Below are 13930 nucleotides of genomic sequence, written 5' to 3'. Positions count from 1 at the left end.
ACCGTGCGAGACGTTTGCTCGCAATCGGTACTGTGCTCCTTAGAAAGGAGGTGATCCAGCCGCACCTTCCGGTACGGCTACCTTGTTACGACTTCGTCCCAATCGCCAGTCCCACCTTCGACAGCTCCCTCCCACAAGGGGTTGGGCCACCGGCTTCGGGTGTTACCGACTTTCGTGACGTGACGGGCGGTGTGTACAAGGCCCGGGAACGTATTCACCGCAGCAATGCTGATCTGCGATTACTAGCAACTCCGACTTCATGGGGTCGAGTTGCAGACCCCAATCCGAACTGAGACCGGCTTTTTGAGATTCGCTCCGCCTCACGGCATCGCAGCTCTTTGTACCGGCCATTGTAGCACGTGTGCAGCCCAAGACATAAGGGGCATGATGACTTGACGTCGTCCCCACCTTCCTCCGAGTTGACCCCGGCGGTCTCCTGTGAGTCCCCATCACCCCGAAGGGCATGCTGGCAACACAGGACAAGGGTTGCGCTCGTTGCGGGACTTAACCCAACATCTCACGACACGAGCTGACGACAGCCATGCACCACCTGTATACCGACCACAAGGGGGCACCCATCTCTGGATGTTTCCGGTATATGTCAAGCCTTGGTAAGGTTCTTCGCGTTGCGTCGAATTAAGCCACATGCTCCGCTGCTTGTGCGGGCCCCCGTCAATTCCTTTGAGTTTTAGCCTTGCGGCCGTACTCCCCAGGCGGGGAACTTAATGCGTTAGCTGCGGCACCGACGACGTGGAATGTCGCCAACACCTAGTTCCCAACGTTTACGGCGTGGACTACCAGGGTATCTAATCCTGTTCGCTCCCCACGCTTTCGCTCCTCAGCGTCAGTAATGGCCCAGAGATCCGCCTTCGCCACCGGTGTTCCTCCTGATATCTGCGCATTTCACCGCTACACCAGGAATTCCGATCTCCCCTACCACACTCTAGCCTGCCCGTATCGGATGCAGACCCGGGGTTAAGCCCCGGGCTTTCACACCCGACGTGACAAGCCGCCTACGAGCTCTTTACGCCCAATAATTCCGGACAACGCTTGCGCCCTACGTATTACCGCGGCTGCTGGCACGTAGTTAGCCGGCGCTTCTTCTGCAGGTACCGTCACTTTCGCTTCTTCCCTGCTGAAAGAGGTTTACAACCCGAAGGCCGTCATCCCTCACGCGGCGTCGCTGCATCAGGCTTTCGCCCATTGTGCAATATTCCCCACTGCTGCCTCCCGTAGGAGTCTGGGCCGTGTCTCAGTCCCAGTGTGGCCGGTCGCCCTCTCAGGCCGGCTACCCGTCGTCGCCTTGGTGAGCCGTTACCTCACCAACAAGCTGATAGGCCGCGGGCTCATCCTTCACCGCCGGAGCTTTCCAGTCTCGAAGATGCCCTCGAGACTCGTATCCGGTATTAGACCCCGTTTCCAGGGCTTGTCCCAGAGTGAAGGGCAGATTGCCCACGTGTTACTCACCCGTTCGCCACTAATCCACCCCGAAGGGCTTCATCGTTCGACTTGCATGTGTTAAGCACGCCGCCAGCGTTCGTCCTGAGCCAGGATCAAACTCTCCGTGAATGTTTACCGGTAATCCGGTGCAACACACACGAGAGCGGAACAGTCATGCCGGAATGTGGCCGACTGTTCACAGCGTCCTCGCTGTGCGCCTTCCTCGCGGAAGGACTTTTTCAAAGGAACCTCGACCATCCGAAGATGGACGGGGTATCAACTAATCTGGCGTTGATTTTTGGCACGCTGTTGAGTTCTCAAGGTGCGGACGCTTCCTTTGTACTCACCCTCGCGGGCTTTCCTCCGGGCGCTTCCTTCGTTTCCGACTCTATCAGATCTTTCCGATCCGATTTCCTCGGTGCTTTCCGGTCCCTTTTCGACTTTCGTCGTTCCGGGCCCTTCCGGCGGTTCCGACTCTATCAGATCCTTTCGGCGTCTGATTCCCAGTCAGCGGGGTTTGTCTTCCCGGCCGTTGGGCCGTTCCGACGTCCTGAACTCTAGCGGATTTCCCGGGCGACCCGTTAATCGAGTCAATCGAAATGAATTTCGGCATGCCGAAATTCTTCCCGGTGGGGAGATCGTGCGGAGTTGAGGTGCCGCTACTGCGGCGGGATGGCTGTCGAAGAACCGTTCCGGCTCCGTGACAACTCGGAGAACACTACGCATCCCCGAGGGCCGTGTCAAGGCTCCCCCAGAGGCCCGTCCGGGTCCGCTAGTCCAGGTCCGTCAGCCGGCCGCCGGCGTCGGGCTGAGTGAGCTCCACCCGGCGCAGCAGGCGGATCAGCATCTCGCCGAGGGCGCCGCGCTCCTCCGTGGAGAGGTCCTGGAGGAGCTCCTCCTCGAAGGCGGTGGCCATGCGCATGGCGTCCAACCACTTCTGGCGGCCCTCGTCCGTCAGCTCGACGATCACGCGCACGCGGTTGGTCTCGTCGCGGTCGCGGGTCACCAGGCCCTCGCCGGCCATGCGGTCGATGCGGTGGGTCATGGCGGCCGGGGTGAGTCCGAGGCGCTTGGCGAGCTCGCCGGGGCCCAGGCGGTACGGGGCGCCGGAGAGGACGAGGGTCTTGAGGACCTCCCACTCGGCGTTGCTGATGCCGAGGTCGGCGACCTGGCGGCCGTACGCCACGTTCATCCGGCGGTTCAGCCGCCCCAGCGCGGAGACGACCTTCTCGACCTGGGGGTCGAGGTCGCGGAACTCGCGCTGATAGGCGGCGATCTGCTCGTCGAGGCTCGGTTCCTGGGGGCCCGTGGCGCCGGACTGCTCGGTGGTGTCGGACATGCGGCGAGTATCCCACGGGGTTCGTTGGCGTTGAAGTCCTTCTATGTGTATCGTTAAGGATCGAACTTTAGGATTGAAGTCTTCAGGGTTCAGGGCTACAGCACTGAACCCGCGACCGAAGTGGGTGAGTGTGACCAAGGCGATGGGCGCAGCGATGCGCCGGATTCAGGCAGGCAGCGCGCTGAGCGCGTTCGGACTCGGCTTCACCGTGCCGTACCTCTATGTGTACGTCGCTCAGGTGCGGGATCTGGGCGCGAGCACCGCGGGTGTCGTACTGGCCGTCTTCGCCATGGCCGCACTCCTGGTGCTCCCCTTCAGCGGGCGCGCGATCGACCGGCGCGGGCCGGTGCCCGTACTGCTCGTGGCCTCGCTGCTCGCCGCGCTCGGCGCGGTGGGGATGGGCCTGGCCGCGTCCGTGCCCGCGGCGATCGGTGCCGCGGCGCTCCTGGGTGCCGGTACGGCCGTGATGCAGCCGGCCCTGGCGACGATGATCGTCTGGAGCTCGACGCCGGCGGGCCGGACCCGGTCGTTCGCGATGCAGTTCTTCCTGCAGAACCTCGGTCTGGGTGTCGGCGGTCTGATCGGCGGCCAGCTGGTGGACGCCAGCCGGCCCGACAGCTTCCTGCTGCTGTTCTCGATCGAGGCGGCGATGTTCCTGGTGCTCGCGGGCATCGTGCTGACCGTGCGGATGCCGGAGTCGGCGGTCCTGCCGGCCGCCCGTCCGGCCTCCGGCCGGGGCGGCGGGGTCCGCGCACTGTTCGCCCACAAGGCGATGGTGCAGCTGTGCGTGCTCGGCTTCGTGCTGTTCTTCGCCTGCTACGGGCAGTTCGAGTCGGGTCTCGCGGCGTACGGCACCGAGGCGGCCGGGATCGACCCGTCGGCGCTCGGCATCGCCCTCGCGGCGAACACCGCCGTCATCGTGGTCGCCCAGTTCCTGGTGCTGAAGTTCGTCGAGCGCCGCAAGCGCACCCGGGTGATCGCGGCCGTCGGTCTGATCTGGACCGTGGCGTGGCTGTTCGCCGGGTACGCGGGCCTGGGGCACGGCAGCCAGACGATGGCGACGGCGGCGTTCGTCTCCACGTACGCGCTGTTCGGGCTCGGCGAGGCGATGCTGTCGCCGACGGTCGCGCCGCTGGTGGCCGATCTGGCGCCGGAGTCGATGGTCGGTACGTACAACTCGGCCTTCGCCCTGGTGAAGCAGCTGGCCCTCGCGGTCGGCCCGGCGGTCGGCGGCCCGATGGGGGCCGCGCTGCACGGCCCGTACATCCTGACCTTCGTGCTGTTCTCGCTCGGGATCACCTTCCTCGCGGTCCGGCTGGGCCGGCAGCTCACGCCGGTGCAGAACCAGCCGTCGCTGGCGGCCCGGCCCTCGCGGGTGGTGGCTCAGCACCAGCCCGCGAAGGAGACCGCCGCCGCCTGAGGCTGCTAGTCAGGCAGGGCGAACTCGCACCACACCGCTTTGCCGCCGCCCGGAGTGCGGCGGCTCCCCCAGGACGAGGCGATCGTCGCGATGATCGAGATTCCGCGACCCGCCTCGTCCTCCGTTTCCGCCCGGCGGCGGCGCGGCAGATGGTCGTCCCCGTCGGTGACCTCGATGATCAGGCGCCGGTCGGTGCGGCGCAGCCGCAGGCGCATGGGCGGGGTGCCGTGCTGAAGGGAGTTCGCCACCAGCTCGCTGGTGGCGAGGACACCGAGGTCGCACAGTTCGACGGGGAAGCGCCAGCTGGCGAGGACGCCGGAGGCGAAGGCACGCGCGCGTGGGGCCGCCTCGATGCCGCCGAGCAGTTCCAGGGCGGCGTTGTGGAAGAGCTCGGCGTCGGAGCCCTTGCGGGCGGGGTGCTGGACGACGAGGACGGCGACGTCGTCGTCGTGGTCGGCGGTGACGCCGAGAGAGCGGAGCAGCCGGTCGCAGACGACCTGCGGGGTCCCGGTGGCACCGGAGAGGGCGCGCTCCAGGGCGGAGACGCCCTCGTCGATGTCCTCGCGGCGGCGCTCGACCAGGCCGTCGGTGTAGAGGACGGCGGTGGAGCCGGGCGGCAGGGCGATGCTGCCGGAGGTGTGGAGCCAGCCGCCGGTGCCGAGCGGCGGGCCGGTGGGGTCCTCGGCGCGGCGGACGGTGCCGTCCTCGTCCCGTACAAGGATCGGGAGGTGGCCTGCGGAGGCGTAGACGAGCTTGCCCTCGTTGGGGTCGTGGACCGCGTAGACGCAGGTGGCGATCTGGCTGGCGTCGATCTCGGCGGCGAGGCCGTCGAGCAGCTGGAGCACCTCGTGCGGGGGCAGGTCCAGGCGCGCGTAGGCGCGGACGGCGGTGCGCAGCTGGCCCATGACGGCGGCGGCGCGCACCCCGCGGCCCATGACGTCGCCGATGACGAGGGCGGTGCGGCCGGCGCCGAGGGTGATGACGTCGTACCAGTCGCCGCCGACGGCGGCGTCGGTGCCGCCGGGCTGGTAGGTGGCGGCGATGCGGAGGTCGTCGGGCTGTTCCAGCTCCTGCGGGAGCAGGGAGCGCTGGAGGGTGACGGCGGTCTCGCGGTGGCGGCGCTCGCTGGCGCGGAGCCGCTCGGCGGCCTCGGCGTGGTCGGTGACGTCGGCGGCGTGGACGAGGACGCCGCCGTCGGCGAGCCGCGGGCTCTCCACGGGGAGGCAGGTGACGGTGTAGGAGCCGCCGTCCTGGGTGCGGCGGGACTTCACAGTGCGGGGCTTGCCGCTGCGGAGCACCTGGTCGAGGAGCGGGAGCAGGCCGAGCTCCTCCGCCTCGGGGCAGGTGTCGGCGACGGTGGCGCCGGCCGGGCGGGGGCCGAACGCCGCCGCGTACGCCTCGTTGACGTACGCGATGCGGTGCTCCGGTCCGTACACGAGGGCGACCAGGCCGGGGAGGCGGCCGATGATCTCCCGCACGGTGAAGTCCTCGAGCGCGGGGACGCCCTCGGGTGTGCCGGACTCGTCGGCGGGGTGGTCCGGCCGGGGCCCGTACTCACCGCGGGCGGCGGGCACGGAGCCTTCGGTCCCGCGGGACGCCGCGCGGCGCTGCGTACCGGGGAGCCGGGCGCTCCAACGGGTGAAGTTCACGGATCTGTATGCCTCGTGGTGTCGTTGCCGTGCAGAGTCACTCTGTGCAGGTGTGAGCCCACCTATGGTCACACGTCCAGTGTGGACGAGTGCACTGACAGTGATGTCAGCCCGCGGGATCGTCCGGGGACTTGTCGGGGGACGGGTCCTTCGGTGCGGGTGGAGGTGCGGCGGCGAGTTCGAATTCGGCGCGTGGGTGTTCCAGGGAGCCGAGGGAGACGATCTCGCGTTTGAACAGGCCGGACAGGGTCCATTCGGCCAGGACGCGGGCCTTGCGGTTGAACGTGGGGACCCGGCTGAGGTGGTAGGCGCGGTGCATGAACCAGGCCGGGTAGCCCTTGAGTTTGCGGCCGTAGACGTGGGCGACTCCTTTGTGGAGCCCGAGCGACGCGACGGAGCCGGCGTAGGCGTGGGCGTACTCCTTGAGGGGCTGCCCGCGCAGGGCGGCGGCGATGTTCTCGGCGAGCACCTTCGTCTGGCGGACGGCGTGCTGGGCGTTGGGGGCGCATTCCTTGCCCGGCTCCCCGGCCGTGACGTCGGGGACGGCGGCGGCGTCGCCGGCGGCCCAGGCGTGTTCGGTGCCGGCGACGGTGAGCTGCGCGGTGCAGACGATCCGGCCGCGCGCGTCGAGCGGCAGGTCGGTGGCGGCGACGACCGGCGCGGGTTTCACGCCGGCGGTCCACACGACGGTACGGGTGGGCAGGCGGGTGCCGTCGCTGAGCACGGCGACGCGGTTCTCGCAGGAGTCGAGGCGGGTGCCGAGGCGTACGTCGATGTTGCGGCCGCGCAGCTCGCGGATGGCGTAGCGGCCCATCTCCGCGCCGACCTCGGGGAGGATCCGGTCGGAGGCCTCGACAAGCACCCAGCGCAGGTCCTCGGGCTTGAGGTTGTGGTAGTACCGCGCGGTGTAGCGGGCCATGTCCTCGAGTTCGGCGAGGGCCTCGACGCCCGCGTAGCCGCCGCCGACGAAGACGAAGGTGAGGGCGGCGTCGCGGATCGCGGGGTCGCGGGTGGAGGAGGCGATGTCCATCTGCTCGATGACGTGGTTGCGCAGGCCGATGGCCTCCTCGACGGTCTTGAAGCCGATGCCGTGGTCGGCGAGGCCGGGGACCGGGAGGGTGCGGGAGACCGAGCCGGGCGCGATGACCAGCTCGTCGTAGCCGAGCCGGATCGCTCCGGTGCCCTCCTCCTCGGTGGCGAGGGTGGAGAGGGTCGCCGTGCGCTTGGCGTGGTCGACGGAGTGGACCTCGCCGATGACGATGCGGCAGCGGTCCAGGACCCGGCGCAGCGGGACGACGACGTGGCGGGGGGAGATGCTGCCGGCGGCGGCCTCGGGCAGGAACGGCTGGTACGTCATGTACGGCTCGGGGGTGACCACCGTGATCTCGGCCGTGCGGCTCTTCAGCTCCGCCTTGAGCTGCCGCTGGAGGCGCAGCGCGGTGTACATACCGACGTAGCCGCCGCCGACGACGAGGATGCGCACAGGTTCGGTCACCGTCCCATGACGCAACGCCGTCCGGGGTTTGTCCACAGGCCCGGCAAATTGTGTGACCGGAGGGGTGCGGAGGCGTGGGGTGGCGAATGGGCCGGGCGGGACGGGAAGTGCGCAGGTCAGGGTGGGGATGGCGGGTGGGGTGCGGGGCCGGAATCGGGAGGGTCCGGGTCCTTGCTCCGATCGGGGGGCGCACCGTACGGAACTGCCCCTTCTGAATTGACCCCGACTCAACTATGTTCGTACTTCGTCGGGGTGTCGGATCGCCGTGCGTGGACCAAGGGCGCGGCCCGGTCGGACCCCCGTGTCAGGGCGGGGAGTCTCCGGGGGGAGACATCATGAGCGGGGGAACGCTTATGCAGATTCAGGATTCGTACGGGCAGGTGCGTACGGCGCAGTCGGCGCCGAACGGGCGGTCCGCGCCGCTGCGGGTGGACGCGCAGCGGAATCTGGAGCATGTGCTCCGGGCGGCGCGCGAGGTGTTCGGCGAGCTCGGGTACGGGGCGCCGATGGAGGACGTGGCGCGGCGCGCCCGGGTCGGTGTCGGCACCGTGTACCGGCGCTTTCCCAGCAAGGACGTGCTGGTCCGGCGGATAGCCGAGGAGGAGACCGCGCGCCTCACCGAGCAGGCGCGCACCGCGCTCGGGCAGGAGGACGAGCCGTGGTCGGCGCTCTCCCGCTTCCTGCGCACCTCGGTTGCCTCGGGCGCCGGTCGGCTGCTGCCGCCGCAGGTGCTGCGGGTGGGCGTGGACGAGGTGGTGCTGCCCACGGGCGCGGCGGACGACGAGGCGCGGGTGCCGCAGCAGCGGGTCTCGGTGCCGGGCGCCGCTCCGGGTGTGAACGGGCACGCGGGGCCGTCGGCACAGGCTGCCTACGGTGAGCAGGGCGAGCAGCGGATCGTGGCGCCGCGCGCGGTGCCGGCGGCCGAGCAGGACGACGCGGGGGCGGCCGAGCTCCTGGAGGTCGTCGGCCGGCTGGTGGACCGGGCCCGGGAGGCGGGCGAGCTGCGCACCGACGTGACGGTGTCCGACGTGCTCCTGGTGATAGCCACCGCCGCTCCCGCGCTGCCGGACGCGGCGCAGCAGGCGGCGGCCTCGGCACGGCTCCTCGACATCCTTCTGGAGGGTCTGCGCTCGCGGTAGCGCGCCGCCGCTGAGGGAGCGCGGTTCTCGAGGGGTCACTCGATGCTCCGAGTGGACCGTCGAGCATGACACGAACGGATGAGCGGTTACGCCCGGAGACGGGAAGTCGCCCCGGACGGGTGGTAAGTGGACGCGGGGCTTCGGCATGCCCGCGCTCTGTGGCAGGCTTGGCCGCGTTCGGGTCCGAGCGTGTATACGGGGGCTTCCGCGATGAGCGGTGACAGTCGGGACGAGACGCCGGCCGCCGCCGGCACGGCGGAGGCGGGCGGGCTGCCGTCCCGGCAGGTGCCGAGCCAGGGCGGCCCGGGCGGGGCCCACGGCTCCGCGCCGAGCGCGCCGGCTCCCGAGGCGAGCGTGCCGCAGCAGCGCGAGGGCGGCGGCGTCCCGCCGTCGGCCGCCGAGGCGTTCGACCACGGCGGCGCCGACACCGACTCCGGTTCCGGCTCCGTCCTGCCGCCGCCGCTCGATCTGCCGCCGTCCGACGCCGAGCTGATCCAGCGCATGCGGGACGGCGACGACAGCGCGTACGAGGAGCTGTTCCGCCGGCACTCCGCCGCCGTCCGCCGCTACGCCCGCTCCTGCTGCCGGGACGCCGACACCGCCGACGACCTGACGGCCGAGGTCTTCGCCCGCACGCTGCAGGCGGTACGCGGCGGGGCCGGGCCCGAGCAGGCGGTGCGCGCCTATCTGCTGACCTCCGTGCGCCGGGTCGCCGCGACCTGGATCCGCACCCAGAAGCGCGAGCACCTGGTCGAGGACTTCGCGGTGTTCGCCGAGGAGGCCGCCCGGGCCGCCGAGGTCTCCGACCAGTCGGCGACCTTCGGCGCCGGGCTCGACCTGGGCGCGGACGTCCTCGCCATGCACGAGGCCGAACAGTCCCTGGCCATGCAGGCGTTCCGCTCGCTGCCGGAGCGCTGGCAGGCCGTGCTGTGGCACACCACGGTCGAGGAGGAGTCGCCCAGCGAGGTCGCCCCGCTGTTCGGGCTCACCGCCAACGCGACCGCCGTGCTCGCCAGCCGCGCCCGCGAGGGCCTCAAGCAGGCCTATCTGCAGGCGCACGTCAGCCAGTCGCTCACCGCGGGCGGCGACTGCGCCCGCTACGCCGACCGGCTCGGCGCGTACGCGCGCGGCGGGCTGCGGATGCGGGCCGAGCGCGGACTGCGCAAGCACATCGAGGAGTGCGCCAAGTGCCGGCTGGCCGCCGGTGAGCTGGCGCACGTGAACGCCGGGATCCCCGCGCTGCTGCCGGTCGCCGTCATCGGCTGGTTCGCCGCCGGGTACTCGCTCAAGGCCGCCGGTGTGGTGGCCGGCGGAGCCGCCGGGGCGGGCGCGGCCGGTGCCGCGGCCGCCGCGACGGGCGGCACCACGACCGGCTCCACCGCCGGCGCGTCGGCCGCCGCCTCCGAGGGCCTGGGCATCCCCGCGAAGGCGGGCATCGCGGCGGTGGCCGCGGTCGCCGCGACCGCGGGCCTGGTGTGGGCGCTGACCGGGGCCGAACCGGAGCCGGTCGCCCAGCCCGCCCCCACGCCGACGGTGGCCGCGCCCGCCGAGACGCCGCCCCCGCCGCCGAGCCCGAAGCCCACCCCGAAGCCGACGCCTCCCCCCGTACCGGCGCCGCCGCCCGCGCCCAAGCCGACGCCGCGGAAGACCCCGCCGCCGAGCCCCACGCCGACGGCGAGCCCCACCCCGAAGCCGACGCTCCGGCCGGTCGTGAAGCCCAAGGCGAAGCCGAAGCCGAAGCCGCCGAAGCCCGGCCCGGCCGTCTACCAGATCGACACGCTGCAGTACGGGGTGTTCGGCGACGGCACCAAGCCGGAGGTCAACCTCGCCCAGAGCAGCCTCGTGTGGCAGCGCTCCGGCCTGACGATGGACGGCACCCGCTACGCCCACGGCGTCAGCATGCACGCCCCGTCCTCGATGCTCATCGACCTCAACCGCCAGTGCACGAGCTACGACGCGATCGTCGGCATCGACGACATCACCGTGCCCATCGGCCCCGGCGGCGTCCGCTTCTCCGTCTACGGCGACGGCGAACGCCTCTGGCGCTCCCCGGTCCTGCGCCGCGGCGACACCCCGATCCCGGTCCACGTCAGCCTCGCCGGCCGCCGCACCCTGCGCCTGGTGGTGGAGGAGCACACCCCGTTCGGCCAGGCGGCGATGGCGGACTGGGCCGAGTCGCGGATCAGCTGCCGGTAGCGGCGTAGGGCTCCAGCAGGGACAGGACCTCGTCCAGGGTGAGGCCGTGGCCCGAGGCGCGGGCGGCTTCGCGGGCCGGGGCGTCGAGGGTCGCGGCGGTGCGCTCCACCAGCGCGGTCGCCTCCTGGACCTCGGGGAGGGCGCGCGGGACGGCGGAGCGCCAGCCGTCGGTGGCGCCGAGCAGGCGGAGCGCCAGTGCCGGCTCGCCGGCAAGGGACAAGGCGCTGGCCACGCCCTCGGTGAGGCCGGTGGTGACGAACTCGGCGCTGCCCGCGTCGACGGCGAGGCGCAGCGCCGCGACGGCGTGGACGACGGCCGGGACCCCCGCCCCCTCGTGCGCCTCGATACGGGCGGCGAGGCCGTGCACGGCGGCCTCGAAGTGCGGCGGCGGGGTGCCCACGCCGATCGTCGCGCCGGCCACCTCGACATGGCGGCGGGCGGCGGGGACGTCTCCGTCGGACAGGGCGATCTCGGCGCGCAGGAAGCCGACATAGGTCCGGGCGTCGTGGACGTGATAGCGGTCGGCCTCGGCCGTCGCCTCGTCGAGTCCCTTGAGGGCGACGGCTCGGTCGCCCGCGCGGAAGTCGAGTTCGGCGAGCCGGGCGAGGAGGAACGGGGCCTCGGCGTGCGCGCCGACCTCGCGGGCGAAGGTCAGCGCCTCCACGTATGCCTCGCGGGCCTCAGCGAGCCGGCCGCGCATCATGTTGGCCTCGCCGGCGGCGCTGGCGACCTGGGCCCGCATCCAGCGGTCGCCGACCCGGCGGGAGAGGGCGCGCAGTTCGGCGAGGTCCTCGTCGATGCCGGGCATGCCGCCGGGCATGTCGACGATCATGTGGGTGCGGAACATCAGCGCGACTCCGATCTCCCATTCGCCGCCGTACCGGCGGCAGTTGGCGACGGCCAGGTCGAGGAGGGCGCGGACGTCGGACGGGGTGTCGGTGAGGAAGCTGGTGAGCGGCCAGAGCATGCCGGGGAAGCGCGCGGACTCGGGCCCGGGGTGATCGGAGAACGCGGCCCGCACCCGGGCGACGAGGGCGGCGGCCTCCGGGTCGTCGCGGAGCGAGGGGGCGTTCGCGCTCTCCGAGGCGAGGAAGAACTGGAGCATGCGCAGCTGCATGCGGGGCCAGTAGCGGGGGTCGTCCGGGTCCGTGGGGTCCTCGCCGAGGCTCAGGGCGCGCTCGACCCAGCTCATGGCCTCGGGGCGGTAGTTGCGCAGCCACCAGAACCAGCCGACGGCGAAGACGAGCCGGGCGGCGGCGGCCTCGTCGGGGGCGGTGACGACGGTGCGGTGCAGGGCGGCCCGGAGGTTGTCGAGGTCGCGCTCGATCCTGGCGATCCAGGGGAGCTGTTCGCCGGAGCGGAGCAGGGGGTCGGCGGTCTCGGCGAAGGCGGTGAAGTGGGCGGTGTGGGCGGCTTCGGCGGCGGCGCGCAGGGCCGGGGTCTCGGCGGCGCGCTCCGCCGCGTACTCGTGGATGGTCTCCAGGAGGCGGTAGCGCATCTCGCCGTCCTCGGTGGGGCTGGCCACCACGAGGGACTTCTCGACGAGGCTGCCGAGCACGCCGACGGTGTCGGGGACGGGCGCGGGGGCGCCGGGTGCGACCGGGTTCAGGGCCTCGGCGGCGGCGAGGTCCCAGCCGCCGGCGAAGACGGAGACCTGGCGCAGCAGGTCGCGTTCGGCGGGGTCGAGGAGCTCCCAGGACCAGTCGACGACGGCGCGGAGGGTCTGCTGGCGGGGCAGCACGGTGCGGGAGCCGGAGGTGAGGAGCTGGAAGCGGTCGTCGAGGCGGTCGGCGATCTGCCGCGGGGTGAGCAGCCGCAGCCGGGCGGCGGCGAGTTCGATGGCGAGGGGCAGGCCGTCGAGGCGGCGGCAGATCTCGTCGACGTCCGGAAGGTCGTCCTCGGCGCGGAAGCCGGGGCGGACGGCGCGGGCGCGTTCGGCGAAGAGGCGGTGGGCGGGGGTCGGCGGGAGCGGTTCGACAGGGCGGACGGCTTCGCCGGGGACGCCGAGCGGCTCCCGGCTGGTGGCGAGGACGCGCAGGCCGGGGCAGTGGGTGAGGAGGGTTTCGGCGAGGGCGGCCGCGCCGTCGATGACGTGCTCGCAATTGTCGAGGACGAGGAGCAGCGGGCGGCGGGAGAGGTGCTCGACGAGCTGGGCGGTGGGGTCGTCCTGAAGGGGGACGCCGTCGCGGGCGATCAGATTGGTCTCGCGCAGCCGGAGGGCGGAGAGGACGGCTCCGGGTACGGCCTCGGGGGTGTCGAGCGGGGCGAGTTCGGCGATCCAGGCGGCGGGGCCGACGGCTTGGAGGGCGGCTTCCTCGGCGAGCCGGGTCTTTCCGGAGCCGCCGGGGCCGGTGAGGGTGACGAGCCGGGAGCGGTCGAGGTCGGTGCGGAGCGCGGCGAGGTCGGGTTCGCGGCCGACGAAGGAGGTGAGGCGGGGGCGGATGTTGCCGGTCTCGGGTACAGGGGCGGGTCCGGGTCCGGGCGCCGGTGCGGGTGCCGGCGCGGGTACTGGCGCCTCCCCGGCGAGGAGTTCGGCGTGCAGGGCGGCGAGTTCGGGCCCGGGGTCGGCGCCGAGGCCGTCGGCGAGGGTGCGGCGGGCGCTCTCGTACGCGGCGAGCGCGTCGGCCGGGCGGCCCTCCGCGCGCAGGGCCCGGATCAGCTGGACGTGGAAGGTCTCGTCGTAGGGGTACGCGCCGGTCAGCTCGGTCAGCTCCGGGACGAGGCCCGTGGTGGCGCCGCGCCGCAGGTCGGCCTCGACGCGCTGCCGGAGCGCGGCGAGCCGCTGGGCCTCGGGGCGGACGCCGGCGGGCTCGGGCAGGTCGGCGAGCGCGGGGCCGCGGAACAGGGCGAGGGCGGTGCGCAGCAGCGCGGCCGCGCCCTCCGGGTCCCCGGCGTCGAGCCGGGCGCCCGCCTCGCGCGCGTGGCGCTCGAACACGTACAGGTCGATGTCCTCGGGCCCGGCCGCCAGCCGGTACCCCCCGGGCCCCGACCCGACGGCCTCCTTGCCGAGCACCCGCCGCAGCCGCCCGACGAGCGCCTGCACCGCGGCCTGCGCGTCCTGCGGCGGCTCGTCCCCGTACACATCGTCGACCAACTCCCCCACGGACACCGTCCGCCCGCCCCGCAACGCGAGCGCGGCGAGCAGCGCCCGCAGCCGGGCGCCGCCGAGGGGAAGGGGCGCGCCGTGGACGTCGAGGACATCGGTGGTCCCGAGGATCAGATACCGCACCGCCCCATTCTCGCGGCTGCCCC

At 72.0% G+C, this 13930-nt stretch carries 7 protein-coding genes and 1 rRNA gene; 3 read left to right on the top strand and 5 right to left on the bottom strand.

Annotated features, from left to right (window positions below; genetic code table 11):
* Positions 1 to 43: 43 nt before the first annotated feature.
* A 16S ribosomal RNA gene (locus JAO84_RS19275) occupies positions 44 to 1569 on the bottom strand.
* Positions 1570 to 2212: 643 nt separating this feature from the next.
* Positions 2213 to 2779: a MarR family winged helix-turn-helix transcriptional regulator gene (locus tag JAO84_RS19270; protein WP_370413984.1), complete on the bottom strand. Its 567-nt coding sequence runs from the start codon at positions 2777 to 2779 to the stop codon at positions 2213 to 2215.
* 142 nt (positions 2780 to 2921) lie between these two features.
* Here JAO84_RS19270 and JAO84_RS19265 point away from each other — a divergent pair, with 142 nt between their 5' ends.
* Complete coding sequence (locus JAO84_RS19265; RefSeq protein ID WP_370416809.1) at positions 2922 to 4199, top strand: MFS transporter; 1278 nt, start codon at positions 2922 to 2924, stop codon at positions 4197 to 4199.
* Positions 4200 to 4204: 5 nt separating this feature from the next.
* Here JAO84_RS19265 and JAO84_RS19260 read toward each other — a convergent pair whose 3' ends face one another.
* On the bottom strand, positions 4205 to 5848 hold the full coding sequence (locus tag JAO84_RS19260; protein ID WP_370413983.1) for a SpoIIE family protein phosphatase: 1644 nt from the start codon (positions 5846 to 5848) through the stop codon (positions 4205 to 4207).
* A gap of 106 nt (positions 5849 to 5954) precedes the next feature.
* Positions 5955 to 7343 (bottom strand): NAD(P)/FAD-dependent oxidoreductase, encoded by a 1389-nt coding sequence (locus tag JAO84_RS19255; RefSeq protein WP_370413982.1) that lies wholly within the window; start codon positions 7341 to 7343, stop codon positions 5955 to 5957.
* Positions 7344 to 7696: 353 nt separating this feature from the next.
* Between JAO84_RS19255 and JAO84_RS19250 the strand changes: the two genes are divergently transcribed.
* Both JAO84_RS19250 and JAO84_RS19245 read left to right on the top strand, forming a co-directional pair.
* Positions 7697 to 8482: a TetR/AcrR family transcriptional regulator gene (locus tag JAO84_RS19250; protein WP_370413981.1), complete on the top strand. Its 786-nt coding sequence runs from the start codon at positions 7697 to 7699 to the stop codon at positions 8480 to 8482.
* A gap of 210 nt (positions 8483 to 8692) precedes the next feature.
* A complete protein-coding gene (locus JAO84_RS19245) occupies positions 8693 to 10678 on the top strand; it encodes a sigma-70 family RNA polymerase sigma factor (RefSeq protein WP_370413980.1) in 1986 nt (661 codons plus the stop codon).
* Here JAO84_RS19245 and JAO84_RS19240 read toward each other — a convergent pair.
* Positions 10665 to 13907, bottom strand: a complete 3243-nt coding sequence (locus tag JAO84_RS19240) for a BTAD domain-containing putative transcriptional regulator (RefSeq protein ID WP_370413979.1) — start codon at positions 13905 to 13907, stop codon at positions 10665 to 10667. The genes JAO84_RS19245 and JAO84_RS19240 overlap by 14 nt on opposite strands.
* Positions 13908 to 13930 lie beyond the last annotated feature (23 nt).

Origin of the sequence: Streptomyces fradiae (genome assembly GCF_041270065.1) — a bacterium.
Lineage (GTDB): Bacteria > Actinomycetota > Actinomycetes > Streptomycetales > Streptomycetaceae > Streptomyces.
Note: the sequence above shows the minus strand (reverse complement) of the source record. Positions and strands in the feature narration are given on the sequence as shown.

Bases quoted from the DNA above. Each gene is read 5' to 3' on its own strand.
- JAO84_RS19250 (WP_370413981.1), top strand. From the start codon at position 7,697: ATGCAGATTCAGGATTCGTACGGGCAGGTGCGTACGGCGCAGTCGGCG.
- JAO84_RS19265 (WP_370416809.1), top strand. From the start codon at position 2,922: ATGGGCGCAGCGATGCGCCGGATTCAGGCAGGCAGCGCGCTGAGCGCG.
- JAO84_RS19270 (WP_370413984.1), bottom strand. From the start codon at position 2,779: ATGTCCGACACCACCGAGCAGTCCGGCGCCACGGGCCCCCAGGAACCG.
- JAO84_RS19245 (WP_370413980.1), top strand. From the start codon at position 8,693: ATGAGCGGTGACAGTCGGGACGAGACGCCGGCCGCCGCCGGCACGGCG.